The organism is Nocardioides zeicaulis (assembly GCF_042432345.1).
In the GTDB taxonomy this organism is placed as follows: Bacteria; Actinomycetota; Actinomycetes; order Propionibacteriales; family Nocardioidaceae; genus Nocardioides; species Nocardioides zeicaulis.
Genome location: NZ_JBHLXH010000001.1, coordinates 591,967 through 618,191 on the forward strand (window position 1 = coordinate 591,967; position 26,225 = coordinate 618,191).

Annotated in this window: 27 protein-coding genes; 8 read left to right on the forward strand and 19 right to left on the reverse strand. The window is 73.2% G+C overall.

Features of this window, described 5'->3' with window-relative positions; translation table 11 throughout:
* Nucleotides 1-1,336, reverse strand: a 1,336-nt coding sequence (locus tag ACFFJG_RS02935) for a M50 family metallopeptidase (protein ID WP_378517116.1), incomplete at its 3' end; no start/stop codon positions are given.
* Between the two features lie 14 nt (nucleotides 1,337-1,350).
* Nucleotides 1,351-2,439, reverse strand: a complete 1,089-nt coding sequence (gene dxr, locus ACFFJG_RS02940; RefSeq protein ID WP_378517117.1) for a 1-deoxy-D-xylulose-5-phosphate reductoisomerase — start codon at nucleotides 2,437-2,439, stop codon at nucleotides 1,351-1,353.
* Between the two features lie 25 nt (nucleotides 2,440-2,464).
* Between dxr and ACFFJG_RS02945 the strand changes: the two genes are divergently transcribed.
* The 4 genes from ACFFJG_RS02945 to ACFFJG_RS02960 are packed head-to-tail and all read left to right on the forward strand — an operon-like array spanning nucleotide 2,465 to nucleotide 6,913.
* The gene (locus ACFFJG_RS02945) at nucleotides 2,465-3,523 is read left to right on the forward strand and encodes a tetratricopeptide repeat protein (protein ID WP_378517118.1); all 1,059 of its coding nucleotides are present in this window, start codon (nucleotides 2,465-2,467) and stop codon (nucleotides 3,521-3,523) included.
* On the forward strand, nucleotides 3,520-4,578 hold the full coding sequence (locus ACFFJG_RS02950) for a tetratricopeptide repeat protein (protein WP_378517119.1): 1,059 nt from the start codon (nucleotides 3,520-3,522) through the stop codon (nucleotides 4,576-4,578). Before ACFFJG_RS02945 ends, ACFFJG_RS02950 begins: the two co-directional genes overlap by 4 nt.
* 20 nt (nucleotides 4,579-4,598) lie before the next feature.
* Nucleotides 4,599-5,849, forward strand: a complete 1,251-nt coding sequence (locus ACFFJG_RS02955; protein WP_378517120.1) for an AAA family ATPase — start codon at nucleotides 4,599-4,601, stop codon at nucleotides 5,847-5,849.
* An 11-nt stretch (nucleotides 5,850-5,860) separates the two neighbouring features.
* Nucleotides 5,861-6,913, forward strand: a complete 1,053-nt coding sequence (locus tag ACFFJG_RS02960; RefSeq protein WP_378517121.1) for a tetratricopeptide repeat protein — start codon at nucleotides 5,861-5,863, stop codon at nucleotides 6,911-6,913.
* A 9-nt stretch (nucleotides 6,914-6,922) separates the two neighbouring features.
* On the opposite strand, the gene ACFFJG_RS02965 is transcribed toward ACFFJG_RS02960, so the two are convergent.
* Nucleotides 6,923-7,513 (reverse strand): hypothetical protein, encoded by a 591-nt coding sequence (locus tag ACFFJG_RS02965; RefSeq protein ID WP_378517122.1) that lies wholly within the window; start codon nucleotides 7,511-7,513, stop codon nucleotides 6,923-6,925.
* A gap of 7 nt (nucleotides 7,514-7,520) precedes the next feature.
* Nucleotides 7,521-8,945 (reverse strand): M1 family metallopeptidase, encoded by a 1,425-nt coding sequence (locus ACFFJG_RS02970; protein WP_378517123.1) that lies wholly within the window; start codon nucleotides 8,943-8,945, stop codon nucleotides 7,521-7,523.
* A gap of 223 nt (nucleotides 8,946-9,168) precedes the next feature.
* Between ACFFJG_RS02970 and ACFFJG_RS02975 the strand changes: the two genes are divergently transcribed.
* On the forward strand, nucleotides 9,169-10,065 hold the full coding sequence (locus tag ACFFJG_RS02975) for a serine protein kinase RIO (protein ID WP_378517124.1): 897 nt from the start codon (nucleotides 9,169-9,171) through the stop codon (nucleotides 10,063-10,065).
* A gap of 28 nt (nucleotides 10,066-10,093) precedes the next feature.
* Here the strand turns inward: ACFFJG_RS02975 and ACFFJG_RS02980 are convergent, their stop codons facing one another.
* The gene (locus ACFFJG_RS02980) at nucleotides 10,094-10,681 is read right to left on the reverse strand and encodes a GNAT family N-acetyltransferase (RefSeq protein WP_378517125.1); all 588 of its coding nucleotides are present in this window, start codon (nucleotides 10,679-10,681) and stop codon (nucleotides 10,094-10,096) included.
* 79 nt (nucleotides 10,682-10,760) lie between these two features.
* On the opposite strand from ACFFJG_RS02980, the gene ACFFJG_RS02985 reads away from it, so the two are divergent.
* Nucleotides 10,761-11,861: an LOG family protein gene (locus tag ACFFJG_RS02985; protein ID WP_378517126.1), complete on the forward strand. Its 1,101-nt coding sequence runs from the start codon at nucleotides 10,761-10,763 to the stop codon at nucleotides 11,859-11,861.
* On the opposite strand, the gene ACFFJG_RS02990 is transcribed toward ACFFJG_RS02985, so the two are convergent.
* Nucleotides 11,842-13,047, reverse strand: a complete 1,206-nt coding sequence (locus ACFFJG_RS02990) for a glycosyltransferase family 4 protein (RefSeq protein ID WP_378517127.1) — start codon at nucleotides 13,045-13,047, stop codon at nucleotides 11,842-11,844. The genes ACFFJG_RS02985 and ACFFJG_RS02990 overlap by 20 nt on opposite strands.
* Before the next feature lie 107 nt (nucleotides 13,048-13,154).
* Between ACFFJG_RS02990 and ACFFJG_RS02995 the strand changes: the two genes are divergently transcribed.
* A complete protein-coding gene (locus tag ACFFJG_RS02995; RefSeq protein ID WP_378517128.1) occupies nucleotides 13,155-13,646 on the forward strand; it encodes a GNAT family N-acetyltransferase in 492 nt (163 codons plus the stop codon).
* Here ACFFJG_RS02995 and ACFFJG_RS03000 read toward each other — a convergent pair.
* The 9 genes from ACFFJG_RS03000 to rpsB form a co-directional block, all read right to left on the reverse strand.
* Nucleotides 13,643-14,053, reverse strand: a complete 411-nt coding sequence (locus ACFFJG_RS03000; RefSeq protein ID WP_378517129.1) for a type 2 periplasmic-binding domain-containing protein — start codon at nucleotides 14,051-14,053, stop codon at nucleotides 13,643-13,645. The two genes, ACFFJG_RS02995 and ACFFJG_RS03000, sit on opposite strands and share 4 nt — an antisense overlap.
* 10 nt (nucleotides 14,054-14,063) lie before the next feature.
* A complete protein-coding gene (rlmN, locus tag ACFFJG_RS03005; RefSeq protein ID WP_378517130.1) occupies nucleotides 14,064-15,203 on the reverse strand; it encodes a dual-specificity RNA methyltransferase RlmN in 1,140 nt (379 codons plus the stop codon).
* Nucleotides 15,204-15,262: 59 nt separating this feature from the next.
* A complete protein-coding gene (locus ACFFJG_RS03010; protein WP_378517131.1) occupies nucleotides 15,263-15,613 on the reverse strand; it encodes a hypothetical protein in 351 nt (116 codons plus the stop codon).
* 10 nt (nucleotides 15,614-15,623) lie between these two features.
* A complete protein-coding gene (locus tag ACFFJG_RS03015) occupies nucleotides 15,624-16,148 on the reverse strand; it encodes a histidine phosphatase family protein (RefSeq protein ID WP_378517132.1) in 525 nt (174 codons plus the stop codon).
* 36 nt (nucleotides 16,149-16,184) lie between these two features.
* On the reverse strand, nucleotides 16,185-17,081 hold the full coding sequence (locus ACFFJG_RS03020; RefSeq protein ID WP_378517133.1) for a phosphatidate cytidylyltransferase: 897 nt from the start codon (nucleotides 17,079-17,081) through the stop codon (nucleotides 16,185-16,187).
* 11 nt (nucleotides 17,082-17,092) lie between these two features.
* Nucleotides 17,093-17,647 (reverse strand): ribosome recycling factor, encoded by a 555-nt coding sequence (gene frr, locus ACFFJG_RS03025; protein ID WP_378519443.1) that lies wholly within the window; start codon nucleotides 17,645-17,647, stop codon nucleotides 17,093-17,095.
* Between the two features lie 80 nt (nucleotides 17,648-17,727).
* Nucleotides 17,728-18,444 (reverse strand): UMP kinase, encoded by a 717-nt coding sequence (gene pyrH, locus ACFFJG_RS03030; protein ID WP_378517134.1) that lies wholly within the window; start codon nucleotides 18,442-18,444, stop codon nucleotides 17,728-17,730.
* Nucleotides 18,445-18,616: 172 nt separating this feature from the next.
* On the reverse strand, nucleotides 18,617-19,429 hold the full coding sequence (gene tsf, locus ACFFJG_RS03035; protein WP_378517135.1) for a translation elongation factor Ts: 813 nt from the start codon (nucleotides 19,427-19,429) through the stop codon (nucleotides 18,617-18,619).
* Between the two features lie 112 nt (nucleotides 19,430-19,541).
* A complete protein-coding gene (gene rpsB / locus ACFFJG_RS03040; protein ID WP_378517136.1) occupies nucleotides 19,542-20,528 on the reverse strand; it encodes a 30S ribosomal protein S2 in 987 nt (328 codons plus the stop codon).
* Between the two features lie 421 nt (nucleotides 20,529-20,949).
* Between rpsB and ACFFJG_RS03045 the strand changes: the two genes are divergently transcribed.
* The gene (locus tag ACFFJG_RS03045; protein ID WP_378517137.1) at nucleotides 20,950-21,612 is read left to right on the forward strand and encodes a M23 family metallopeptidase; all 663 of its coding nucleotides are present in this window, start codon (nucleotides 20,950-20,952) and stop codon (nucleotides 21,610-21,612) included.
* 416 nt (nucleotides 21,613-22,028) lie between these two features.
* On the opposite strand, the gene ACFFJG_RS03050 is transcribed toward ACFFJG_RS03045, so the two are convergent.
* The 4 genes from ACFFJG_RS03050 to ACFFJG_RS03065 all read right to left on the reverse strand — a co-directional run bounded on the left by ACFFJG_RS03050 (nucleotide 22,029) and on the right by ACFFJG_RS03065 (nucleotide 26,173).
* Nucleotides 22,029-22,928 (reverse strand): tyrosine recombinase XerC, encoded by a 900-nt coding sequence (locus tag ACFFJG_RS03050; protein WP_378519444.1) that lies wholly within the window; start codon nucleotides 22,926-22,928, stop codon nucleotides 22,029-22,031.
* 67 nt (nucleotides 22,929-22,995) lie between these two features.
* Nucleotides 22,996-24,180, reverse strand: coding sequence for a DNA-processing protein DprA (gene dprA / locus ACFFJG_RS03055; RefSeq protein ID WP_378517138.1), 1,185 nt, complete (start codon nucleotides 24,178-24,180; stop codon nucleotides 22,996-22,998).
* Nucleotides 24,177-25,775, reverse strand: coding sequence for a YifB family Mg chelatase-like AAA ATPase (locus ACFFJG_RS03060; protein ID WP_378517139.1), 1,599 nt, complete (start codon nucleotides 25,773-25,775; stop codon nucleotides 24,177-24,179). Before ACFFJG_RS03060 ends, dprA begins: the two co-directional genes overlap by 4 nt.
* Complete coding sequence (locus ACFFJG_RS03065) at nucleotides 25,775-26,173, reverse strand: YraN family protein (protein ID WP_378517140.1); 399 nt, start codon at nucleotides 26,171-26,173, stop codon at nucleotides 25,775-25,777. Before ACFFJG_RS03065 ends, ACFFJG_RS03060 begins: the two co-directional genes overlap by 1 nt.
* Nucleotides 26,174-26,225 lie beyond the last annotated feature (52 nt).

Genomic DNA, 26,225 nt, shown 5'->3' on the forward strand with positions numbered 1-26,225 from the left:
GCAGCGGCACGACGAGGTCGGCCACGATCAGCACGACCCCCATGACGAGCATGGCGAGCCCCACGACGTAGGCCACCGGCAGCAGCTTGGCGACGTCGACGTGCCCGGGGTCGGGACGCCCGCGCAGCCGGGCGAACCCGCGCTTGAGGCCCTCGTAGAGGGCGCCGGCGATGTGGCCGCCGTCGAGCGGCAGCAGCGGCACGAAGTTGAACATGCCGATGAAGAAGTTGAAGCTCGCCACCAGGAACAGCAGCGTGACCAGCTTGTCGGTGATCGGGAAGTCCTGGCTGGCCGCGGCCTCGCCGGCGAAGCGGCCGCCGCCCACGATCGAGACCGGGCCCTCGGGGTCGCGCTCCTGCAGGCCGACGATCGCCCGGCCGACGTCGTAGACCTTCACCGGCAGGTGCACCAGCGCCTGCAGGGTCTCGACGGTCATCGTGCCCATCTGCTCGGCGGTGTAGAGCGGGCCGCCCGTGGCGAGGTGGGACGCGGGCTGGACCCCGAGGAAGCCGACCTTCGTCAGGGTCTCGTCCTCCAGCGACGTCCGGCGCAGGGCCACCGTCGTGTTGGTCTCCAGGCTCAGCAGCCGGCCGTCGCGGCGCACCTCGATGACGGCGTCGCCGTCGGCGTTGGCGCGGATCTGCGACTGCAGTGCCTGCCACGTCGTGTAGGGGGTGCCGTTGAAGCTGACGATCTCGTCGCCGGGCTCGATGCCGGCCTTCTTCGCCGGGCTCACCGGGTCGTCGGCAGTGCAGGTAGTCCGCTGCTCGGCCACGGGGATCACGCACTCGGGCACGGCGGCGACGGTGGGCTCGACGACCTCGTCGCGCGGGTTGCCGTAGGTGGCGAAGAGCACCACGAAGAGGCCGAAGGCGATCGCGATGTTGACCAGCGGGCCGCCGGCCATGACCACGACCTTCTTCCACCACGCCAGGCGGTAGAACAGGCGGTCGGTCTCGTGCTGCTTGACGTACTCCCACTCCGCCGCGCGCGCGTCGGAGATGAGCTGGGTGAACATCCCGGTGTTGGAGCGGCGCACCTTGTGCACCGCCTCGCCGTCCTCGTCGTACGTCGTCTCCTCGACGAGCCCCTCGGCGCCCGGCGGCAGCATCCCGACGATCTTGACGTAGCCGCCGAGCGGGATGGCCTTGACGCCGTACTCGGTCTCGCCGATCTGCTTGCTCCACACGGTGGGCCCGAAGCCGATGAACCACTGCGGGACCTTGCAGCCGAACTTCTTCGCCGGGATCAGGTGGCCGAACTCGTGCAGCCCGATCGAGAGCAGGATCGCCACGACGAAGGTGACCACTCCCAGGGCGTAGAGCAGGGCTGTCATGAGGCTGGTCCTTGTCAGGAGATCAGGGCCGAGGCCTCGGCGCGCGCCCAGGCGTCGGCGGCGAGGACGTCGTCCACGGTGAAGTGCTCCCTCGATGGTACGTCGTGGGCGTCGAGGACCCGGGCAACCGTGGAGACGATCTGCGGGAACCGGATCCGGCCGTCGTGGAAGGCGTCGACCGCGACCTCGTTGGCCGCGTTGTAGACCGCGGGCGCCGTCCCGCCCTGCTCGCCCGCGCTTCGCGCCAGCACGACGGCCGGGAACACCTCGTCGTCGAGCGGCTCGAAGCGCCAGTCGGCCGCCTGGGTCCAGTCGATGGGCGTCTCGGCGTCGGGCACCCGGTCGGGCCAGCCCAGGCCCAGCGAGATCGGCACCAGCATGGTCGGCAGGCCGAGCTGGGCCACCACGGCACCGTCGGTGAACTCGACCATCGAGTGGATCAGCTGCTGCGGGTGGACCACGACGTCGATCCGGTCGAACGGCACGTCGAAGAGCAGGTGGGCCTCGATCACCTCGAGGCCCTTGTTGACCAGGGTCGCGGAGTTGGTGGTGATCACCCGGCCCATCGCGAAGTTGGGGTGGGCCAGCGCCTGCGCGGGCGTGACGTCGGCGAGCTCGGCGGCGCTGCGCCCGCGGAACGGTCCGCCGGAGGCGGTGAGGACCAGGCGCCGCACCTCGCCCGCCGACCCGGCGCGCAGGCTCTGCGCGATCGCGCTGTGCTCGGAGTCGACCGGGACGATCTGGCCGGGCCGGGCACGCTCCTTGACCAGCGGACCGCCGATGATCAGCGACTCCTTGTTGGCCAGCGCGAGCGTGGTCCCGGCGTCGAGGGCGGCGAGGGTCGGGCGCAGCCCGACGGCCCCGGTGATGCCGTTGAGCACGACGTCGCACGCGCGACCGGCGGCCTCGGTCGAGGCCTCCTCCCCCAGCCCCGAGAAGGCAGGGGCGAACTCGGCGACCTGCGCCTCGAAGAGGTCCCGGTTGCCACCGCCCGCGGTGAGGCCGACCACCCGGAAGCGGTCGGGGTGGGCACGGACCAGGTCGAGCGCCTGGGTGCCGATGGAGCCGGTCGAGCCGAGGACGACGATGTCGCGGACAGTCACCGCGCCAGTTTGTCAGGATGGCGCCGTGGACGACGACGGGCAGGACCTCGCGCGGGCCGAGGCGCTCGTGGAGCTGGGTCGCCTCGAGGAGGCAGAGCAGCGCTACCGCAGCCTGCTTGCGCACGACCCCGGTCTCGTCGACGCGATGCTGGGGCTGTCGCAGGTCCTCATCCTGCAGCGCCGCTTCACCGAGGCCGAGCACGCTGCCGCACAGTCGGTGATGCTCGCGCCCAGCGCGGCCATGGCCCACTTCCTCCACAGCGCCGCGTCGACGGAGACCGGACATCTGGACGGCGCGCTCCGCTCCGCGCGCACGTGCGCCGAACTGGCACCGCACTGGGCGCCCGCCCGGACGCAGGTCGCCTGCGTGCTGCTCGCCATGCCCGGTGCGGATGCGGAACAGGCGCTGGCGGACGCCGACCGTGGCGTCGAGCTCGATCCCCACGACGCCGACGCGGTCAATGTCCGGGGTGTGTGCCTCGACCGGCTCGGTCGGCGAGCGGATGCAGACGACGCCTTCCGCCGGGCCCTTGCTCTGGACCCCACCCATGTCGAGGCGCAGCGCAACATTGCCATGGGAGCCCTCGTCCGCGGCCGACTCGCCGAGGGCGTGGGGGTCCTTCGCACGGCTGCTGCCCTCGATCCGCAGGACGGGAGGATGCAGGAGGCGCTGGACGCCGCGGCGGGATCCGTCGTCAACCGCTGGCTGCTGTACCTGATGTCGGTGGCCCTCGTCCTCGGTGTCCTGGGTCGCTCCGAGTCCACGCACGGATGGCGTGTCGGCATCGGACTGGGGTCGCTCGTCCTGCTTGGCCTCCGCACGCAGCGCGTACGGCGTCAGTACCCCCGCGGGTCCCTCGGCCTCCACCGGCTGGTCAGGGGAGCGGACACGTCCATGCGCACCGACGTCGTCATGGTCGCGGTCCTGCTGGCCCTGGTGCTCTGCCTCACCTTCGCTCCTCCGGATCTCGCCGCCAGCGTCGGTCTCGCCGCCGTGCAGATGCTGACCGCGATCGCGGGACTCGGTCTCCTCGGCCTGGTCGTCGGCCTCTTCATCCGTGCCTTCGACCCGGAGCGACAGTGAGCGGAGCCCCAGAGCAGCGGCCGCTGGCCCACGCGGAGTCGTTGATGGACCTGCGGCGCCACGTGGAGGCGGCGGCGTTCCGCGACGTGCTCGCCCGCGACCCGGAGTCGGTGGCCGCGCTCCTCGGGCTCGGGTGCGCGCTGCAGCGCCAGGGTCGGCTCGAGGAGGCCGAGCAGGCGGTCCGCAGCGCGCTCGCCGTCGACCCGGAGCTGGCACGGTCCCACCACGTGCTGATCGACGTGCTGGTCGACCGGCGCAACGGGGCCGGTGCGGTCGCGGCGGCCGAGCGGGGCGTACGGCTCGAGCCCCACGACTTCACCTCGCACTACCAGCACGCCCGCGCCCTACTCGCCCAGCGCCGACCCCGGACGCGGGAGGCGTACGGCGCAGCGCTGCGCGCGGTCGAGCTGGCCCCGCACAGCGCCGACGCGCACAACCTCGTCGGGATCTGCCTCGACCAGCTCGGCGACCGCGACGCCGCTCAGCACGCCTTCCACAACGCGCTCGCGATCGACCCCCAGCACACGCTCGCCCAGAACAACCTCGCCGCGACCGAGCTCGACCGCGGGCGGCTGCGCCGGGCGGCCACGCTGTTGCGCACGGCGGTGGGAGCCGATCCCCAGGAGCGTCGCGTGCGCGACAACCTCGACGTGGTCCTCCTCGTGCTCCTGCGACGGGTGCTGTGGTCACTGGCGGTGGTCGCCGTCGTGCTCGGCGCACTTCTGGCGACGGGGGCACCGTGGTGGTCTCGTGCCTTCGCCGGGATCGCATACGTCGGCGCGGTAGGCGCGCTGCTGCAGCGCGTGCGGTCCGAGCTGCCTCGCCGTGTCGCCCGGTGGGGGCGAGGGCTGTGGCGGCGGGCCCGCTGGTCGGGTCGGTACCTGATGGGTCTGCTCGGTCTCGTCATTCCGACCGTGCTCGTGATGGCCCTTGCGCCACGTCCGGTGGCGGTTGCGGCGGGGCTCGCGCTCGCCGCCGCCCTCCGCGTCCTCGGCGGTCTCGCCGTCCTTGCCTGGATCGGCTACGCCGCGGTCAACCTCGTGCGGGGCCGATGAGCGGCACCTAGGGTGTCGCCGTGGACGACCGCCTGATCGACAGCCTCGCCGCCGCCGTGCGCGCGACACCCGACGACCTCATCCTCCGGCTCCACCTCGCCGGTCTGCTCGTCGACGCGGGCCGCGAGCCCGAGGCCGTGTCCCACGTCGCCACGGTGCTGGCCACCGAGCCCGGCTCACCCGAGGCGCTCGCCCTGATGGCCCGGGCGATGAGCGGTCCTGCCCCGTCCGAGACCGCCGCTGCGCCGGCAGCTCCCGCCGCCACGCCCCCGTCCGAGGATCCCGGAGATGACGGCACCACCGGGCGCGGCGGCTTCGACTGGCACGCCGCGGAGTCGGAGCTCGACGGTGCCGTCGGCCCGATGTTCGTCGACGGCTCGACCGAGGACCCTGGGCCCGCATACGACGTCAGGTCTGCCGGGGTCCGCCTCGCCGACGTCGGCGGCCTCACCGACGTGAAGAAGCGGCTCGAGGCAAGCTTCCTCGCTCCGCTCCGCAATCCCGAGCTCCGCGCTCTGTACGGCAAGTCGCTCCGCGGCGGGCTGTTGCTCTACGGCCCGCCCGGCTGTGGCAAGACGTTCCTCGCCAAGGCCGTCGCCGGCGAGCTGGGAGCGGCGTTCCTCCACGTCTCGCTCGCCGACGTGCTCGACATGTACATCGGCCAGAGCGAGCGCAACGTCAAGGAGCTGTTCGAGGTCGCCCGCAGCTCCGCGCCGTGCGTGCTGTTCCTCGACGAGCTGGACGCGATCGGGGGCAGGCGCTCGCTCAACCGCAACTCGGGGGCACGCACGACGGTCAACCAGCTGTTGACCGAGCTCGACGGCGTGGGGTCGGACAACGAGGGCGTCTTCGTGCTGGCCGCGACCAACCACCCGTGGGACGTCGACCCCGCGCTGCGGCGTCCCGGACGTCTCGACCGGACCGTTCTGGTGCTGCCGCCGGACCGCGAGGCGCGCGAGGCAATCCTGCGCACCCACCTGCATGACCGACCCGTCGAACGGATCGACACCCGCAGGCTCGCGAAGTCGACCGAGGGGTTCAGTGGCGCCGACCTCGCCCACCTCTGCGAGTCGGCGTCGGAGTACGCGCTCCTGGACTCCGTGGACACCGGCCAGGTCCGGATGATCGGCATGACCGACTTCGACCGAGCCCTCGGTGAGATCCGCCCCTCGATCGGCCCCTGGATGGAGACTGCGCGCAACGTCGCTCTCTACGCCAACGCGTCCGGCGAGTACGACGACCTGGCGAAGTGGCTGCGCAAGCAGCGCTGACCCGGACGCACATGGAACCCGACGCACTCGTCGCACGAGCTCGCACGCTGCTCGAGATCGGCCGCCCCGCGGAGGCAGAGGCCGAGGCACGCGCCGCGGTCGGGTCCGACCCGGCGAACCCGGCCGCCCACCTCGTGCTGTCCCGGGCGTACAGCAAGCAGAAGCGCCACGCCGAGGCCATCGGCGCGGCGCAGGCCGCAGTGGCACTGGCACCGGAGCTGGCGGAGGCGCACCTCGCCCTGGTCGGGGCTCTCCTCGGCGACGGTCCCAGCGACGACGCGGTGCGCGCGGCCCTGGTCGCCGTCCGGCTCGCACCTCACGACTGGGCCACGCACCACGCCCTGGGCTGGGCCCTGTTCGAGCTCGGCTCCCCGTGGGAGAAGGAGGCCCGCGACGCCGCCGAGCGAGCGAACGCGCTGGCTCCTTCCGTCCCCGGCACCTACGGGCTGCTCGGCCTCACGCTCGCAGCCTGCGGCAGGGCACGCGAAGGCCGCAAGGTGGTGCGGGAGGGACTGCGGATCGACCCGGACGACGCCCACCTGCACAACAACCTCGCCGCGATCGACCTCAACCACGGGGTACGTCTCGGGCGCGCCGCCCGTCACCTGCGCACGGCAGCCCAGGTCGCACCGCAGGACGAAGTGATCCACCACAACCTCGACGCGCTCGTCGTGCGCTTCGCGACGAGCCTGGCGTGGCCGACCCTGCTCGCCCTGGTGGTGCTGCGGGTGCAGGTCGACGACGTGGTCGCCTGGTCGGCGCGAGCCACGACGGGCGCGGCCCTCGTCGGCGCCCTGGTGCTTATGACCGCCTGGTTCGGCCGGCAGGTGCCGCGGGGTCACACGCCGTGGCGAAGCGGCTCGTCCGGCCGCATGCTCCTCGCCGCCACCGTCACGGCCGGGCTGGTGCTCTACCTCGCCCTCCTGGCGATGGTCACTGCGTTCGGTCCGCCGGGGTGGGCAGGCGCCAGCGCGGAGCACATCGGGACAGCGGTGCGCTACGGGCTGGGGGCACTGCTCATCGGAGGACTCGTGCGCCGCACGCCTCCGCGCGGTCGTCGCTGACCACCAGGGTCACGCAGCCGGGGCGGACGTCCAGAACCGTGCGTCGCCGATCTCGACGACGTGGAGCCCCGCGGGTGCGGCGAGGTCGTGCGCGCCGACCGCCTCGAGGACGGTGAGGGCGTCGGCGCCGCGGCGCGCGAGCACCGCGTCGCCGGGCACGTCGGCGCAGCCGGCCGGGTCGGTGCGGCCCGCTCGCATCGCCACGTCCCAGGGCAGGTCCTCGGCGTCGGCGCGGACCACGGCCTCGCCGTCGCGCTGCAGCACCGCGACGCGGGCGTCCGCGTCCTCGTCGTAGGTCGCCACGCCTCCGACGCGGGCCACCGCCAGCGCCACGACGAGCGCGGCCTCGGCCGGCAGGGCGCCGACGAGCACCGGGGCGCCGATCCCCACGCCGAAGGCACGCAGCACGCCTGCGCACGCCCCGACCTCCGCGAGCAGCCACGCGAAGGTGAGCGGCCGGCCGGCGAGGTCGAGGGCGACCTCGTCGGCCCGGCCGCGGATCACGTGCAGGTCGAGCGCCTGGTAGCAGGCGTTGAGCGTGCCCGGGTCGCCGTCCGAGGGCGTGCGGAACCAGGAGACTCCGGCGGGGACGTCAGCCATCGTCCGCTCAGGCCAGCCCGTTGTCGGCCGTGCGCGCCGGCTTGGACGGGGTGTGCAGCCACGCGGTGAAGAAGCCGGAGAGGTCGACGCCGCTGACGCGCGTGGCGGTGGCCTCGAACTCCTCGTTGGAGCCGTTGCCGCCGCGCTGCTCGCGGATCCAGGTGCGGATGATCTTCCAGAACGTCGCGTCACCGACGCGGTTGCGCAGGGCCTGGAGCGCCATCGAGCCGCGGCCGTAGACGGCGGAGTCGAAGACCTTGTCGGCGCCCGGGTCGGCCACCTGCACCTTCCAGAACGAGGAGTCGGCGTCCATGCTGGCGTAGTAGTCCTTGAGCGTCGCCGCGGCGGAGCGGCCGTCGTGCTGCTCGGTCCAGCGCCACTCCATGAAGGTCGCGAAGCCCTCGTTGAGCCAGATGTCGCGCCAGCTCTGCACGGCGATGTCGTCGCCGAACCACTGGTGCGCGAGCTCGTGCACGATCAGGCTCGTGGCGTTGCCACCCACGGCGGGGTAGGTCGGCCGGGTCTGGTTCTCCAGCGCGAAGCCGACGTCGAGGGAGGTGGTGAGGCCGCCGACGACGGAGAACGGGTACGCCCCGAGGTCCTTCTCCAGGCCACTGATCACCCGCGGCGTCTTCCTCATCAGCCGCATGCTCGCGCGCTGGTCGGCGCCGGGCAGCGCCTGGGAGACCGCCACCAGCCACGGCAGCCCGTCGTGCTTGCCCTTGGCGACGGCGAAGTCGCCGGCGGCGAAGAAGGCGAGGTAGGGGGCCATCGGCTCATCGGCGCGCCAGTGCCACGTGGTGGTGCGCTTGCCGACGTCGCGGCCCTTCAGCTCGCCGTTGGAGATCACCTCGCGGCCGTGGGGCACGGTCGTGCGGACGTCGACGATCGCCTTGTCGGAGGGGTGGTCGTTGGCCGGGAACCACCACGGCGCCATGTGCGGCTCGTTCATCGCCACGACCTCGCTGCTGCTCGCCAACCAGTTGGACTCACCGGCGTAGGAGTAGCGCGACGGCTTGTCGGCGTAGGTCACCTCGACGTCGTGACTGGTGCCGGCGACCAGCGGGGTCGCGGGCGTGATCCGCAGCTCGTGACCGCCGTCGGTCTTGGTGTACGACGCGTCGGCACCGTCGACCTGGACCCGCGAGACGCGCAGCAGGAAGTCGAGCGAGAAGCTGTGGAGGTCCTCGGTGGCGGTGAGCTCGACGGTGGTGCTGCCCGCCAGGCGCTTCTTGGCGAGGTCGTAGCGGTTGTCGATTCGGTAGGCCGTGACGTCGATGCCGCCGTTGCCGTCCAGCGGCCAGTACGCGTCACCCACGCCGGACGCCCCGTCGACCGGCACGCCGGCCTGGGCCGGGGCTGCTGCCGGGATCAGGAGGGCGGAGGCGGTCAACGCTCCGAGGGCACGGGTCACACGTCGCTTCAAGGTCACCGGACGAACGTAGCGCGTCCACCCGACGTCGTGGGGACCGGCCGACCTCCGTCGCGGATCGTGCAAATCGGTTGCGCCGCCCCGCCCCGCCATCCCACGATGTCCGCACACCCGTCCGTCGCGCCCGCGCGCGCCGGTGCCCCGTACGAGAGGAGCCGTGACATGTCCATCGCTGTCCTCGGCCTGCCCGCCGACCACCTCTCTCACACCCGGAGCACCCACGTTGCCGCAGCCCCCGTACGACCGCACCGTCCCGGAGGACTTCCTCCGGCCTGACGACCGCTCGCCCCTGGAGGGGATCGACGAGTCGTTCGTCTTCACCTACGACACCTACGCCGACGAGCTCGGCGAGCACCAGCGCTGGTCGCGCTGGGAGGACCTCGAGGCCCTGATGAGGGGTCCCGAGCCGCGCCCCGACTGGATCGTGACCTCCAGCGGCGCCATCGACACCGAGCTCGGCGTCCTCAAGACCGGCAAGGAGGCCGACGTCTTCCTGGTCGAGCGCGCGGACCCGCACCGCGCCGGCTCGGCCGTCGTGATGGCGGCCAAGCGCTACCGCACCACCGACCACCGCACCTTCCACCGCGCCGCCTCCTACACCGAGGGCCGCTCGATGAAGCGCTCGCGCGACGAGCGTGCGGTCAAGCGCAAGTCCACGTGGGGCAAGCAGGTCGCCGCGGGCGAGTGGGCGATCTCGGAGTGGAACGCCCTGCGCCGGTGCTGGGAGCTCGGGCTCCCGGTCCCCTACCCCGTGCAGATCGACGACACGGAGATCATGATGGAGTGGATCACCCACGACGGGGAGACCGCGCCGCGGCTCGCCCAGGTCCGGCCCGGTCCGGGGGTGGTCGAGGGCTACTACGACCAGCTCCGCGACGCGCTGGCCACCCTCGTGCAGGCCGGGCTGGTGCACGGAGACCTGTCGCCCTACAACACCCTCGCGGCCGGTGACCGGCTCGTGGTGATCGACCTGCCCCAGGTCGTCGACCTCGTCGGCAACCCGCAGGGCATGGACTTCCTGCTGCGCGACTGCACGAACATGTGCGGGTGGTTCCGCAGCCGGGGTCTCGACGTCGACGAGCAGGACCTGTTCGGCGAGCTGATGGCCCACGCCTTCTGATCCGCGCCGTCAGGTCCGGTCGAGGCGGTCAGGCCGGGTCCACCTGCAGCTCCATCACGCAGTTGCCCTGGCCCTTGGGGCGGACGTAGGTGAAGCCGACCCGCTCGTACATCGTGCGGGTGGCGTTGTAGAGGAACGAGGACGACATCTTCTTCCCCGGCGGGAGGTCGTGCGGGTAGGACTCGACGCGACCCCCGCCGGCCTCGGCGACGAGGGCGACCGCGCCGCGCACGGCGACCTCGGCCAGGCCGCGGCGGCGGTGGTCCTTGCGCACCTGCACGCAGGTGATCCGGTAGTCAGGGGGCACGGCGGTCTCGGCCTCCCACTGCTTGCGGTGCTGGATGTTGGGGAGCTCGGCGACCGTGCCGTACTCCGCCCAGGCGACCGCCTCGTCGCCGTCGAGCACCAGCGCGGCATGGGCCACGCCGTCCTCGACGAGCATCCGCTTGAACGCCGGGTTGCCCACCGCGGCGCGCTCCGGCGGGTCGGGCAGGCAGTGGAAGTGCACGCACCAGCACCCTCCGAACAGGCCGGAGTGCGACGCCATGCCGGCGAACAGGTCCCAGGTCTGGGGTGTCAGCGGCACCACCCGGTGCCCGTCGACGGTCAGGGTCATGGGGCCACGGTAGGACCGGATGCGGACGATCGGGCACCGGTTCGCGTCGCCGTGGGGGGTGGGCCCCTAGGTTGTCGGCGTGAAGCACTCGCGCGGTCGCGTCCTCGACGTGACGACCCTGGCCGACCTCGACCGCCGCCTGGCCGCGGGCGCCCGCTCGCTTGCCGGCTGGCGGGTCCTCGGGCTCGACCTCACCGAGCGGGGGCCGGCGCTGCTGGAGCGCTCCCTGGCCCAGTCGCTGTTCCTCGGGTGCGAGTTCGCCGACGGCGACGACGACGCCGCCCGCAGGGCCGGCGCGGTCGTGCTGCCCGACCTCCCCGGCAGCCCGGTCGACCCGTACCGCTCCACCCTCTACTCCCCCGGTGAGCTCTACGACGCCCCGCGCTACGCCGACAGCACCGACGCCCGCGCGTACGCCTGGTCGCGGCGCCGCAACGGCCCGGAGGACACCCTCGCCATGGCCCTGCACGACCACCACGTCGACGAGGCGCTGGAGACCTGGGTGGCCGGGCGCTCCCTCGTGGGCGTGATGGGCGGGCACGCCGTCCAGCGCGGGACGCCGGACTACGCCGACGCGGCGCGGCTGGGGCACGGGCTCGCTGACGGGTTCACCGTCGCGACCGGCGGTGGCCCGGGTGCGATGGAGGCGGCCAACCTGGGGGCGTTCGTGCCCGGCGGCCGGCACGACCTGCTCACCGCGGCGCTCGCCCGCCTCGCGGAGGTGCCGTCGTTCACGCCCGACGTCGGGGCGTGGGCCGGCGCCGGGCTCGAGGTGGTGGCCGAGGTCGACGGGGCCGGGCGTGACTCGCTCGGCATCCCGACGTGGCACTACGGGCACGAGCCGCCCAACGTCTTCGCGACCGCGATCGCCAAGTTCTTCCGCAACGCCCCGCGCGAGGCGGTGCTGCTCGAGATCTGCAACGCCGGGATCGTGTTCCTCCCCGGCGCGGGCGGCACCGTGCAGGAGGTGTTCCAGGACGCCTGCGAGAACTACTACGCCGACGAGACGTCGCTCGCGCCGATGGTGCTGGTGGGGCGGCGCCACTGGACCGAGGAGCTGCCCGCGTGGCCGCTGCTGAAGGCGCTCGCGCGCGGGCGCGCCATGGAGCCGCACGTCCACCTCGTCGACAGCGTCGAGGAGGCCGTCGACGTCGTCGCGCTCAGCCGGCGCGGCGGCTGAGCACCGGGCGGGCCACCTCGCGGTAGTGCTCGACCAGACGCTCGTTGACCGCCTGCCAGGTGCGACCCTCGACGCTGCGCCGGGCCGCCACGCCCATCCGGCGTCGCAGCACGGGCCGGGTGGCGAGCCGCTGGACGTGCGCCGTCAGCTCGCGGGCGTCGCCGGGCTCGTAGAGGAAGCCGGCGACCCGGTCGTCGACGACGTCGATCGGACCGCCGGCCCGCGGTGCCACGACGGGCACCCCGCTGGCGAGCGCCTCCTGGGCGGACTGGCAGTACGTCTCGTGGCGACCGGTGTGCACGAACACGTCGAGGCTGGCGTGGGCCGCCGCCAGCTCCTCGCCGTGGAGCACCCCGAGGAACGCGGCCCCCGGCAGCAGTGCGCGCAGGCGGGCCTCCTCGGGCCCGCCGCCGACCATCACCAGGCGGACACCCGGCAGGCGGTCCACGCGGGCGAGCAGCTCGAGCTCCTTCTCGGCGGCCAGGCGTCCGACGTAGCCGACGAGCACCTCGCCCGACGGCGCCAGCCGGCTCCTCAGCCCCTCGTCACGCCGGGCCGGGTCGAAGAGGACCTGGTCCACGCCGCGGGGCCAGCGGTGCACCTCGGGGACGCCGAGGCGCGCGAGCTGGGCGATGCTCGCCGTCGACGGCGCCAGGGTGCGATCGACACCGAGGTGGATGCGCCGGGTGGCCCGCTCCATCGCCCGGGCACCACCGGGGAGGTGGTAGCGGTCGGCGAAGCCGACGAGGTCGGTCTGGTAGATCGCCACCGTCGGGATGCCGAGCGAACGGGCGGCTCGCGCCGCCTGGAGGCCGAGGGCCGCGGGCGAGGCGAGGTGCACCACGTCGGGCCGGAAGCGCTCCATCACCGCGCGGAGCCGGCGCCGGCTCTCCAGGCCGACCCGGAAGTCGGAGTAGAACGGCAGCGCCGCGCCCCGGGCGTGCGTCACCGGGAAGCCGGCGTAGGTCACCGGGCCGGTCGGCGCGATGAGCTCGGCCACGTGGCCCTCGGCGGCGAGGTGCTCCAGCACCCGGCGCACCGAGTTGGTGACCCCGTTGACCTGGGGCAGGAAGGACTCGGTGACCACGAGCACCCGCAGTGCTGCGGGGTGCGGACCGGGGAGAGGGACGGGGAGTCGGACGAGGTGTGCCGGGCGGCTGCGACGCCGCCTCTCGAGCAGGTCCATGGCCGCGACGCTAGGCAGCGGCGGGCAACGGCCACCCCGTCCCGCGAGGACGGCACGTGAACGATCACCGACGCCTCGTCGTCGTCCTCGCGCACTAGGTTGGGCCCGTGAGCCGCCCGTCGCCGACGTCCCTGCAGGTCGTGCCGCTGACCCGGGCCCACGCCGTCGACATCTGCGCCTGGCGCTACGACCCGCCCCTCGACCGCTACGACATGACCGGGGCCGACCCCGACGGCCTGCTCGACCCGTCCGCCGGCTTCCACGCGCTGGTCGCGGACGACGTGCTCGTCGGCTTCCGCTCCTTCGGCCACGACGGCCGGGTCCCCGGCTGGGCCTACGACGACACCGCGCTCGACACCGGCGGCGGCCTGAGACCCGACCTCGTCGGCCGCGGCCTGGGTCGCCCCGCGATCGCCGCGGGTCTGGCGTACGGCCGCGAGCGCTTCTCCCCCGCGGCGTTCCGCGTGACGGTGGCGTCCTTCAACACCCGTGCCCTCCGGGTCGTGGAGTCGCTCGGCTTCTCCCGCGTCGGTCGTTTCGACGCCACCCACGACGGCACGTCGTTCGACGTCCTCGTCCGCCCGGAGGCGGCTTGCTAGCTGGCTCGACCAGCGCCGAACGGAGGCGGCGCGACCCCGAAGGCTCGGGCACAGACCGCCATCGTCTCGATGAGCATGGCCTTCATCGTGTGATCGTCCTGCGGCCCGATCACGAGGTCGTCGCTGAACGTGCAGATCACGTTTCCGGCTCGAGTGCTGCGGAGCACCGGTGGTGCGTCGGTCTCCACGAACTTCCAGGTCACGTGCGCGTCACCGCAGGCGGCCCGCAACCGCCCGGTCCACGCCACGAGATCGGGGTTGCCGTCGCACAACTCGTCCCAACAGCGACTTCTCCTGTCGGTCTGAGCGATCGAGTCGTCGATCGCGATGCGCGGGCTGATGGCAGCGGTGTTGATCGGCGGCCCGGGGTACCGCGGTGCGTACCAGTCGTGGTCGTCGAAGGACACCGGCGCGGCCTCAGGACTCGGTGGCGGCGAGCTGGCCGCAGGCTCCGTCGATCTCGCGCCCGCGGGTGTCGCGGACGGTGGTCGGGATGCCCTTGGCCTCCAGCCGGCGGACGAACTCGCGCTCGTCGGCCGGGTCGGAGGCGGTCCACTTCGACCCGGGGGTCGGGTTCAGCGGGATCAGGTTGACGTGGACCCAGCCGTGACCGCGGGCGTTGAGCACGTCGGCGAGCAGGTCGGCGCGCTCGGCCTGGTCGTTGATACCGCGCATCATGGCGTACTCGATGGAGACCCGGCGGTGGGTGCGGTCGAAGTAGGTGTAGGCGGCGTCGACGGTCTCGTCGACCGAGAAGCGGGTGTTGATCGGCACCAGCTCGTTGCGCAGCTCGTCGTCGGGCGCGTGCAGGCTCAGCGCGAGGGTGACGGGGATGCCCTCCTCGGAGAGCTGCAGGATCCGCGGCACGAGGCCGACCGTCGACACGGTGATGCCGCGCGCGCTCATGCCCAGGCCCGCCGGCGAGGGGTCGGTGAGGCGCCGCACGGTGCCGATGACGGCCTTGTAGTTGGCGAGCGGCTCGCCCATGCCCATGAACACGACGTTGGACACGCGACCCGGGCCGCCGGGCACCTCGCCGCGGGCCATCGCGCGGGCGCCGGCGACGACCTGCTCGACGATCTCGGCGGTCGACATGTTGCGCTGGAGGCCGCCCTGGCCGGTGGCGCAGAACGGGCAGGCCATGCCGCAGCCGGCCTGGCTGGAGACGCACACCGTGGCGCGGTCGGGGTAGCGCATGAGCACCGACTCGACGAGGGCCCCGTCGAACAGCTTCCACAGCGTCTTGCGCGTGGTGCCCCGGTCGGCCTCCATCGTGCGCAGCGGCGTCATCAGGTCGGGCAGGAGGGCGCCGACGAGGTCGTCGCGCTGACCGGCCGGCAGGTCGGTCATCTCGGCCGGATCGTCGACCAGGCGCCCGAAGTAGTGGGTGGACAGCTGCTTGGCCCGGAAGCCCGGCAGCCCCATCTCCTCCAGCAGCTCCTTGCGACCGGCCTCGTCGAGGTCGGCGAGGTGGCGCGGCGGCTTCTTGCGGCCCCGCGGCTCGTTCATCACGAGGGGCAGGGTGCGGACGGGCTGGTCGGGCTGCTCGGTGGACATCGCCACAGATCCTCCCACCCCGGGGGCTGCGGGCGCGATTCAGCGCCCGGCGAGTGACGTCAGTCGCCGGCCATGAAGTAGAGCACCAGCGACGCCACGCCGAGCACGACGAGCGCGGTGATGACCATGCCGATGAACATGTACTGCCCGAAGCGGCGGGTCTTGCGCTTGACCAGCAGCGTGATGGGCAGCGCCAGCGCGACCGCCACGAGCGGGAACAGCGTCTCGGCCGTCTCGTAGCTGAAGAGCAGCCGCAGGACGCCGACGAACGCGCCCGGAAGTGCGGTCACGAACAGCATGCCGGCGAAGAAGCCGGTGATGGCCGCGAAGGTCGGGTGGCTGTGGTGCCACCACTCGAAGGTGCGCTCGCGCTGCTCACGAGGTACGTCCGTGGTCTGGGGCGCGCTCATGGGGTCCATCCTAGGTGCGCGGGGGCGTCGCGACGGTGATCAGGTCGGGCATGGCGAGCCCCGCCCACCGGTCCACGTCGGGCGCCTCCCCGGTGAGGTCCGCGACCACGAGCGTCCAGGCCGTGCCGTGCCCGACGAGCACCACGTCGTCGTCGCCGTGGACCTCGAGCACCCGGCGCACGGCCGGCACCACGCGGTCGCGGCAGCTGCTCAGGGGTTCCCACCCGGGGAGTGCCGGCTCGTCCGGCGAGGCGAAGGCGCGTCGCACGGCGCCGTCGAGGTCCTCGACCCACTCCGCCGACCGGACGTGCTCGCCGAGGTCGGGCAGCACGCCGAACCCGGCGTCGGTCAGCAGCTCGGCGGTCTGCTGCGCCTTCGGCTCGGCCGAGCTGAACCAGGCCGCTCGCGCCGGCAGCCGCCCCGAGGCCCGCAGCGCCCAGACGTCGTCGTACGCCGCCGGGTCGAGGTCCCACTCGGCGGCGGGCACACCCGGGACGACGAGCGGCCGCCCGTGGCGGACGAGGTGGAGGGTCACCGGAGCCCCCGGGCGCCGGTCACGGGCGGGCGCACGTCAGAAGACCAGGTAGTGCAGGACCAGCCAGATCGGGGCGATGGTGGCCAGCAGCGAGTCGAGCCGGTCCATCAGGCCGCCGTGGCCGGGGATGACCTGGCTCATGTCCTTGATCCCGAGGTCGCGCTTGATGACCGACTCGCACAGGTCGCCGAGCGTGGCCATGACGACCGTGATGAGGCCCAGCAGGACGCCGACCCACCAGTCGCCGTCGAGGAAGGCCGAGACCAGCCAGACGCCGACCGCGACGCACGCCACGGCCGACCCGGCGAAGCCCTCCCAGGACTTCTTCGGGGAGATGACCGGCGCCATCGGGTGCTTGCCGAACAGCACGCCCGCGACGTAGCCGCCGGTGTCGGAGGCCACGGTGATGGCGATGAAGGTGATGATGCCGCGCACGCCGTCGTCACCCAGGTCGAGCCCGAAGCCCGGCAGTCGGCTGCCCTCGGCGAGCAGGAGCGCGACGAACGAGCCGAGGAACGGCACGTAGACCAGCGTGAACACCGACGCGGTGGCGTTCTTGACGTAGCCCTCGACGCCGCGCCGCAGCAGCCACAGCATGATGACCAGCGCGGTCACCGCCGTCGCGGTGACCAGCGCCGGGGCTCCCCAGACGTAGGCGACGACGACCATCACGGCGCCGCCCAGCATGAGCGGCTGCTCGGGGATGTCGATGTCCTTGGCCGACAGCCCACGGTGCAGCTCCCAGATCGCGACGACGACGGCCACCGCGACGATCGCCATGAAGGCGGTCTTCCAGAAGAACAGCGAGAGCAGGATCGCCCCCACCAGCACCACGGCCGACCCGATCGCCGCCGGCAGGTCCCGGCCGGCGCGGCCGTGGTCCTTCGGCGCGGGGGTGGAGGCCGGGCTCGCCGGGCTGTCAGGTGTGGTCATCGATGGGGTGCTCAGACCTCGAGCAGCTCGGCTTCCTTGTGCTTGAGCAGCTCGTCGATCTTGTCGGTGTGGGTCTTGGTGAGGCCGTCGAGGCGCTTCTCGGCACCGGTGACGTCGTCCTTGCCGACCTCGCCGTCCTTCTCCATCTTCTCCAGCGACTGCTTGGCCGTGCGACGGATGTTGCGCACCGACACGCGGCCGTCCTCGGCCTTGCCCCGGGCGAGCTTGATGTAGTCCTTGCGGCGCTCCTCGGTCAGCTCGGGGAACACGCAGCGCAGGACCCGGCCGTCGTTGGCCGGGTTGACCCCCAGGTCGGAGTCGCGGATCGCGCGCTCGATGTTGCCCATCGCGCCGATGTCGAAGGGCTGGATCAGGATCGTGCGCGCGTCCTGGGAGGTGAAGCTCGCCAGCTGCTGCAGCGGCGTCTGGGTGCCGTAGTAGTCGGCGGTGATCTTGGAGAACATCGCCGGGTTGGCACGGCCGGCACGGATCGCGGCGAACTCCTCCCGGGTGGCCTCGACGGACTTGCCCATCTTGGAGTCGGCATCGTTCAGGACGTCGTTGATCACGGGTGCGCTCTCTTTCGTGGTGCTGGCCGCGCCCGCGGTGTGCGGTGCGACCAGGGGTCGTGCGGAAGCGGGTGGGGTCAGCCGTCGCGGCTGACCAGCGTGCCGATCCTCTCACCCCGGACGATGCGCAGGATCGCGCCCTCGTCGTCGGCACCGAAGACGACCAGCGGCATGTCGTTCTCCATGCAGAGCGCGAACGCGGTGGCGTCGGCGATCCGGAGGCCCTGCTGGAGGGCGTCGGAGAAGCTGAGCGTGTCGTACTTCGTGGCGGTGGGGTCCTTCTTCGGGTCCGCGCTGTAGACGCCGTCCACGCCCTGCTTGGCCATCAGCACGACCTCGCAGTGGGTCTCGAGGGCACGCTGGGCGGCGACGGTGTCGGTGGAGAAGAACGGCATGCCGGCGCCGGCGCCGAAGATCACGACGCGGCCCTTCTCGAGGTGGCGCATCGCGCGGCGCGGGATGTAGGGCTCGGCGACCTGACCCATCGCGATCGCGGTCTGCACCCGGGTCTCGATGCCCTCCTTCTCCAGGAAGTCCTGGAGCGCGAGGCAGTTCATGACCGTGCCGAGCATGCCCATGTAGTCGGCGCGGCTGCGGTCCATGCCGCGCTGCTGCATCTCGGCACCGCGGAAGAAGTTGCCACCGCCCACGACGATGCACACGCCGACGCCCTCGCGGACGACGGTGGCGATCTCGCGGGCGATCTTCGAGACGACGTCGGGGTCCACCCCCACGGTCCCACCGCCGAACACTTCACCCGAGAGCTTGAGCAGGACACGCTTGTATGCCGTCAACTTCGATCCCTTCGCACGGCGTGGTGGGTCGGCGAGAAACCTACCGGTCCGCACGGCGCCCGGTCGAACCGCAGGTCCGCGCGCGTGACGTGACCCACGCGGGTGCCCCCGCGGACGCGAGCGGGGCCCGTACGCAGTGCGTACGGGCCCCGGTCGGGTGGTGCGGGGTGCGTCAGGCGCCGACCTCGAAGCGGGCGAAGCGCGTGACGGTGGTGCCGGCGGCGTCCAGGACGGCCTTGACCGTCTTCTTGGACTCGGTGACCGACTCCTGCTCGAGCAGGACGATCTCCTTGTAGAAGCCACCGAGGCGACCCTCGACGATCTTGGCGATCGCCTGCTCGGGCTTGCCCTCCTCGCGGGTCTTCTGCTCGGCGATCGAGCGCTCGGACGCGACGAGGTCCGCGGGGACCTCCTCGCGGGTGAGGTACTGGGCCTTCATCGCGGCGATCTGCATCGCGGCGGCGCGGGCGGCAGCCTCGTCACCCTCGAACTCCACCAGCACGCCGACGGCGGGCGGCAGGTCGGCCGCACGCTTGTGCATGTAGGTGACGGTGGTGCCGTCGAAGTAGGCGACCTCGCCCAGCTCGATCTTCTCGCCGATGGTGATCGCCAGGTCCTGGACGACCTCGCCGACGGTCTTGCCGTCGAGCTCGGCGGCCTTGAGGGCCTCGGTGTCGGTGGCCTTGACGGAGTTCGCGACCTCGGCGATCTGCTGCGCCTTGGCGATGAAGTCCTCGTTCTTGGCCACGAAGTCGGTCTCGCTCTTGAGCTCGACCAGCGCGTTGCCGGCGGTGGCGACGAGGCCGGCCGCGGTCTCGCGCTCGGCGCCGCGGGCGGCAGCCTTGGCGGCACCCTTGACGCGGAGCAGCTCGACGGCCTTGTCGAAGTCGCCGTCGGTCTCGGTCAGCGCCTTCTTGCAGTCCATCATCCCGGCCTGGGTCAGCTCACGGAGCTTCTTGACGTCGGCGGCGGCGAAGTTGGCCATGGGGTCCTTCTTCCTTGCAGTCGGGGCCGGTCCTGCCCAGCGGCGGGACCAGGGGTGGGTGGGGACAGCACGGTGCCGGCCGCGGGCAGGGCCCGCGACCGGCGTCGCGCGATCAGTCCTGCTTGGCCTCGGCCTCGGCGGGGGCCGCGGTCGACTCCTCGGCCGGAGCCTCGGCGGCGGCCTCCGTCGACTCCTCGGCGGGGGCCTCGGTGGCGGCGTCGGCAGCGGCCTCGGCCTGCGGGGCCTCGGACGCGGCACCCGTGGCCTCGGAGGCGGGGGTCTCGGCGGCGGCGTCACCGGTGGCGGCCGCGGCGGCCTGGTCGGCGTCACCGGTGAGCAGCTCGCGCTCCCACTCGGCCAGCGGCTCCTCGGCGCCCACGGTCTCGCCGGCCTCGGCGCCCTTGGCACCGGAGCGGGCGATGAGGCCCTCGGCGACGGCGTCGGCGACCACGCGGGTCAGCAGGCCCACGGCGCGGATGGCGTCGTCGTTGCCCGGGATCGGGAAGTCGACCACGTCGGGGTCGCAGTTGGAGTCGAGGATGCCGATGATCGGGATCCGGAGCTTGCGCGCCTCCTCGACGGCCAGGTGCTCCTTGTTGGTGTCGACGATCCACACCGCGGAGGGGACCTTGGACATCTCGCGGATGCCGCCGAGGGTCTTGTCGAGCTTGGCGTGCTCCCGCTTCATCTGCAGGAGCTCCTTCTTGGTGCGACCCGAGCCGGCCACCGTCTCGAAGTCGACGTCGTCGAGCTCCTTGAGGCGGTTGATCCGCTGGTGCACGGTCTGGAAGTTGGTGAGCATGCCGCCCAGCCAGCGCTGGTTGACGTAGGGCATCCCGACGCGCGTCGCCTGCTCGGCGATGGCCTCCTGAGCCTGCTTCTTGGTGCCGACGAACATGATGACGCCGCCCTTGGCCACCGTCTCCTTGACGAAGGCGTAGGAGCGGTCGATGTAGGCCAGCGACTGCTGCAGGTCGATGATGTAGATGCCGTTGCGCTCGGTCATGATGAAGCGCTTCATCTTGGGGTTCCAGCGACGGGTCTGGTGACCGAAGTGGACGCCGCTCTCGAGCAGCTGGCGCATGGTGACGACTGCCATGGGTTCTCCTGTTGTAGCGGAGGCGCTCACCCGATGCGCCCGACCTTCGTGCAGGCCGGACCGGGGAGCGGGGCTCCTGTTGTGTTCAGTTGCTGCGCCCGTCGGGTGACGGGTGCCCTGACGCCTGCGCGGCGACCCGATCCGCGCCGGTGGGGCTGGCGGGAACTGAGGGCCGCCGCCCGTGGACGGTCCGGGACGCAGGAGCATCTCGGCACGGTCAGCGGGCGTGCGAAGTCAGTCCGGGTGGACTGCTCCGCACATCGTAGGCCCACTCCTCCCCCGGCGGCGAATCGCAGTGGCTCCGCCTCGGAGCCGCCGGAACCGGGCCACGCGGCGTCCACAGGACGGCGTGCCGCGAGTGCGTCCACAGCCCGCAGCACCGCTGGTCGCGCGGGTCGCGCGCCACCTCGACGATCGGTCGATGCGCTCCTTCGACAGCACGCTCGCGACCCTGGTCCTCCCCCTGGTGCTGCTGCCTGCCCCAACCGTGCCGCCGGGGGCCACGCCTGCTCTCGCCACGGATGTGTCAACGCCCGTCCCCGCGACCCCCGCCGCGGCGACGCGGGTCGCCTCGTCCGACGCCGACCCGACGGGGGTGTGGCCGCTCGACCCGCGGCCCGAGGTCGTGCGCGGGTTCGAGCCGCCGGCCGGTCCATACGCCGCCGGGCACCGCGGCGTCGACCTCGCCGGGGCGCCCGGCCAGGGCGTGCGGGCTGCGCTGGCGGGCACCGTGGGCTTTGCCGGGTCGATCGGCGGCAAGCCCGTGGTCACGGTGCTCCACGGCGGGCGCCGGACGACGTACGAGCCCGTGGTGGCCACGGTGGCGGCCGGGCAGGAGGTCGCGGCCGGGGACGTGATCGGCCGGCTGGCGGTGGTCGGCAGCCACTGCTTCCCGGCGGCGTGCCTGCACTGGGGCCTCGTGGAGGGCAGCGGCGACGCCCGGACCTACCTCGACCCGCTCAGCCTGGTCGGCGGCGGACCGATCCGGCTGCTGCCCCTCTGGAGGGACGAGCCGGCCACCCTGCGGCTGCCCTGGACGCCGCCGCTCGGCGCCTGGCGGCGACCGCTCGACGGTCCGGCCTGACGCGATCTACCCGTCGGCGGGCTCGGCCGTTGCGACCGCCACCCTGGCGGCATACGACATTGCCAACGGCCCACGGCATGTCGTCTGCCGCCACCCTCAGCCCCGACCGCCGGCGGGCGCGGTCGTGGCGACCGCCACCCTGGCGGCATACGACATTGCCAACGGCCCACGGCATGTCGTCTGCCGCCACCCTCAGCCCCGACCGCCGGCGGGCGCGGCCGTGGCGACCGCCACCCTGGCGGCACACGACATTGCCAACGGCCCACGGCATGTCGTCTGCCGCCACCCTCAGCCCCGACCGCCGGCGGGCGCGGTCGTGGCGACCGCCACCCTGGCGGCACACGACATTGCCAACGGCCCACGGCATGTCGTCTCCCGCCACCCTCAGCCGGCCGGCGCAGTCCCTGAAGCGCGCGTCAGGCGCGGGGGTGGGCCTGCTGGTAGGCCCGGCGGAGCCGGTCGGTGGTGACGTGGGTGTAGAGCTGGGTGGTGGCGAGGGAGGCGTGGCCGAGCAGCTCCTGCACCGAGCGCAGGTCGGCGCCGCCCTCGAGGAGATGGGTGGCGGCGGTGTGGCGGAGGCCGTGGGGACCGATGTCGGGCGCTCCCGGGACGTCCGCGATGCGGCGGTGGACCAGGTCGCGCACCGCCCGCTGGTCGATGCGCCGGCCCCGGACGCCGAGGAACAGCGCTGCTCCCGAGCCCTCCACCCGGAGGGCGGGACGCCCGGTGGCCAACCAGCGGTCGAGGGCACGGCCCGCGGGGACGCCGTAGGGCACCGACCGCTCCTTGCGTCCCTTGCCGAGCACGCGCACGACCCGGCGGCCGTCGTCGACGTCGTCGATGTCGAGGCCGACCAGCTCCCCGACCCGGATCCCGGTGGCGTAGAGCAGCTCGAGCATCGCGACGTCCCGTACGCCGACCGGGGTCCCGTCGTCGGCCCGCTCGGCGGCCGAGCGGATCAGCGACTCGGCCTCGTCGGCGCGCAGCACCGGCGGCAGGGTCTTGAGCTTCTTCGGCGAGCCGAGCGCGGCGCCCGGGTCCGTCGGCAGCCGCCCCGTGCGGTGCAGCCACGCGGTGAACACACGGGCGGCCGTGGCCCGCCGCGCGATCGTCGTACGACTGCGGCCGGTGGTCTGGAGCCGGGCGAGCCAGCTGCGGAGCGTGCGCAGGTCGAGGTCGGCGACGTCGTCCTGGCCGAGGCGGGCGCAGTGGTCGAGCAGGCTCGACACGTCGCCGAGGTAGGCCCGGACCGTGTGGGGCGTCAGGTCACGCTCGGAGACGAGGTGCCGCTCGTAGTCGCCGAGGATCCGCACCATCGGCTCGGGGAGGCCGATGTCGGTCGTCGTGTCGCTCACCCCCCGAGCCTAGGCGGGCCGGCGCCGCTCACGGCTCAGGCGCGAGCCGCCAGCCGCCGACCTCCTGCCGCACGAACCCCTTGGTCCTCAGCCGGCGCAGCGCCGACTCGGTGGTGCGGATGTGGAGCCCGCACAGGCGGGACACCGAGTCGACCGCCGCGGGCTCGCTGACCGGCACCCACTCCACCACCTGCCGCTCGGTCGGGGTGAGGTCGTCACGTCGGCGCCTCTCCCCACGCCGGGGCTCGACGAGGTGCTCGCCCGCCCTGCCCACCAGCTCGAGGACCTCCTCGCCACGGGTCACCACCGTGCCGCGGCCCTCGCGCAGGAAGTTGTTGACCCCCTGGGAGGTGTAGCTGGTCACCGGCCCCGGCACGCCCATGACCTGGCGGTGCAGCGCCTCGGCCCAGCCCGCCGTGTTGAGCGCACCGCTGCGCAGCGCCGCCTCGACGAGCACGGTGCCGCTCGTCATGGCGGCGATCAGCCGGTTGCGGGCGAGGAAGCGTGGACGGGTCGGGGCCGAGCCGGGCGGCTGCTCGGAGACCACGGCGAACTCGGCGCCGAGGTGCTGGAGCAGCCGGCGGTTCTGGGCGGGGTAGACCCGGTCGACGCCGCAGGCCAGCACCGCGGCGGTCGTGCCCCCGGCGGTGAGGGTCGCGTCGTGCGCGACGAAGTCGATGCCGAGGGCGCCGCCGGAGACGACCGGGACGCCGGCGTCGGCGAGGTGCCCGCACAGGTGGCGGGTGGTCTCGACGCCGTAGACCGAGGCGGCCCGTGACCCCACGACGGCCACCGAGGTGGCGAGCTCGCCGAGCGGCATCGGCCCCTTCACCCACAGCCCGGGCGGCGTGCCGCCGAAGCCCTCGAGGGTGACGGCGTCGTCGAGGAGGTCGAGGCCCTCGGGCCACTCGGGGTCGCCGGGGACCAGGAACCGGATGCCGCACCGCGCGGCCTCGTCGAGGCGACGGACCGGGTCGACCTCGGCCAGCCGCTCCGCGAGGCGCTCGGCCACCCCGGTGGGGCTCGTCGACGTGCGGCACTGCTCGAGCGCGCGCACGGCACCGAGCTGGCGGACCAGCGAGGAGGTCGTGCCGTCGCCCGGCTCCACCGCGCAGCTCAGGATGACCCGTGCCAGCCGCTCGCCGTCCGGTACCGGGGTCGCGGGCTCCGGGCCCGCCCCGTCGGCCACGGCGCCGGGGGGTGCGCCGCTCATGACGCCACCCGCACGGCTGCGGCGGGGAGCACCCGTGCCGGGTCGACCGAGCGCAGCGCCAGGGCGATCTCGGCCTCGCGGTCGCCCGGGCGGGCGACGCCGGCGCAGTCGGCGACGGTCCAGGCGAGCCGCTGGGCGCGGGTCACGCCCCGACGCGTGAGCGTGCCGGCGGTCAGCTCCTGGTCGATGCGGTGCTGGGCCTCGGGCTCGAGGGGCCAGTGCTCGGCCAGCGCCGGCCCGGGGCACGAGGCGTTGAGCAGCCACGGGCAGTGGCGGTAGCGCAGCGCCTGGCGCTGCCGGGCCTCGGCCACGCGGGCCCGGACGTCCTCGGACGACTCCACCTCGGGCCCGAACGTCGAGCGCGCCCGGGCCTGCGGACGCACCTCCATCCAGATGTCGACCCGGTCGAGGATCGGACCGGTGAGCTTGCGCCGGTAGTGCTGGCGCTGCACCTCGGAGCACTCGCAGCTGCCTCCGGAACGACCGTGGAAGTTGCCGCACGGGCACGGGTTGGCGGCCAGGACGACGAGCGAGCGCGCCGGGTAGGTCGCGGACTCCTCGCCCCGCGCGATGGTGACCTCGCCGGACTCGAGCGGCTGGCGCATCGCCTCGATGACGTCGGTGCGGAAGTGGGGGAACTCGTCGAGGAACAGCACACCGTGGTGGGCCAGGCTCACCTGGCCGGGGCGGACCCGGCCGGTGCCGCCGCCCAGGACGCTCGCGGCGGTCGCGGAGTGGTGCGGGGCGAACCAGGGCGGGCGCCGGAGCAGCCCACCGCCTTCGGGCAGGCAGCCAGCGACGGAGTGGAGCGCGGTGACCTCGAGCGCCTGCTCGGTGGTGAGGTCGGGCAGGATCGAGGGGATCCGCTCGGCGATCGACGTCTTGCCGGTGCCGCGCGGCCCGATGAGCATCGTCGGATGACCGCCCGCGGCAGCGACCTCCACGGCGTAGCGGACGTCCTCGAGGCCGTCGAGGTCGCGCAGGTCGAGGTCGTCGAGCCGGTCCTCTCCCCGCCAGGTGGCCAACGGGCTCGCCGACGGGGCGACGACCGGGTCGGCCTCGGGGACCTCGACGTCGCGCAGCACCGCGGAGACCTGCGCCAGCGAGCGGACGCCGAAGACCGTCATGCCCGGCACGAGCGCCGCCTCCGCCGCCTGCGGCTCGGGCACGAAGACCCGGGTGATGCCGTGGGCCGCGGCCGCGATCACCATCGGCAGCACCCCCGGCACCGGCCGCAGGCCGCCGGACACCGACAGCTCCCCCACGAACGCCCAGCCGACGAGGTGCTCGGGCTGGAGCTCCTCGTGCTGCTTGTCGGCGGCCAGCACCGCCATCGCGATGGCGAGGTCGTAGTGGGTGCCGCCCTTGGGCAGGTCGGCGGGCGCGAGCAGGATGGTGACCCGCTTGGTGGCCGGCCACCGGCCGCCGCCGTTGTTGATCGCCATCCGCACCCGGTCGCGCGACTCGGAGAGGCTCTTGTCGACCCGGCCGATGATCGTGGTGCTCACCAGGCCCGGCGACACGTCGACCTGCACGTCGATGACGTGGCCGTCCGCACCCTTGAGCGCCAGCGAACGGGCCGTCGCGAAGGCCATCAGCCGACCCCCTCGACGTGCTCGACCTCGACCGGACCGCCCGGCGGAGCGAGCACCCCGACCAGGTCGACCCGGACGTCGTCGGGGTGGCAGCTGTGGGCCAGGAGCCACCGCACCCCGAGGCGGCGCAGCCGGTCGGCCTTGCGGCGGTCGACCGCCTCCACCGGGTCGCCGTAGTCACGCGAGGAGCGGGTCTTGACCTCGCAGATCACCAGCACCCGGCCGTCACGCAGGACCAGGTCGATCTCGCCGGCGTCGCAGCGCCAGTTGCGGTCGAGCACGACCATCCCGAGGGAGGTCAGGTGGCGGGCGGCGAGCTCCTCACCGCGCCGGCCGAGGTGTCGGTTGTGAGCGGCGACGGTGTCGCGGGGCGGGAGCGGTGCAGCGGGACGGGACATCGTGGGTGCCTTCCGGTCGAGCGGGAGGCACCAGCAGACCGCGCCGCACCGA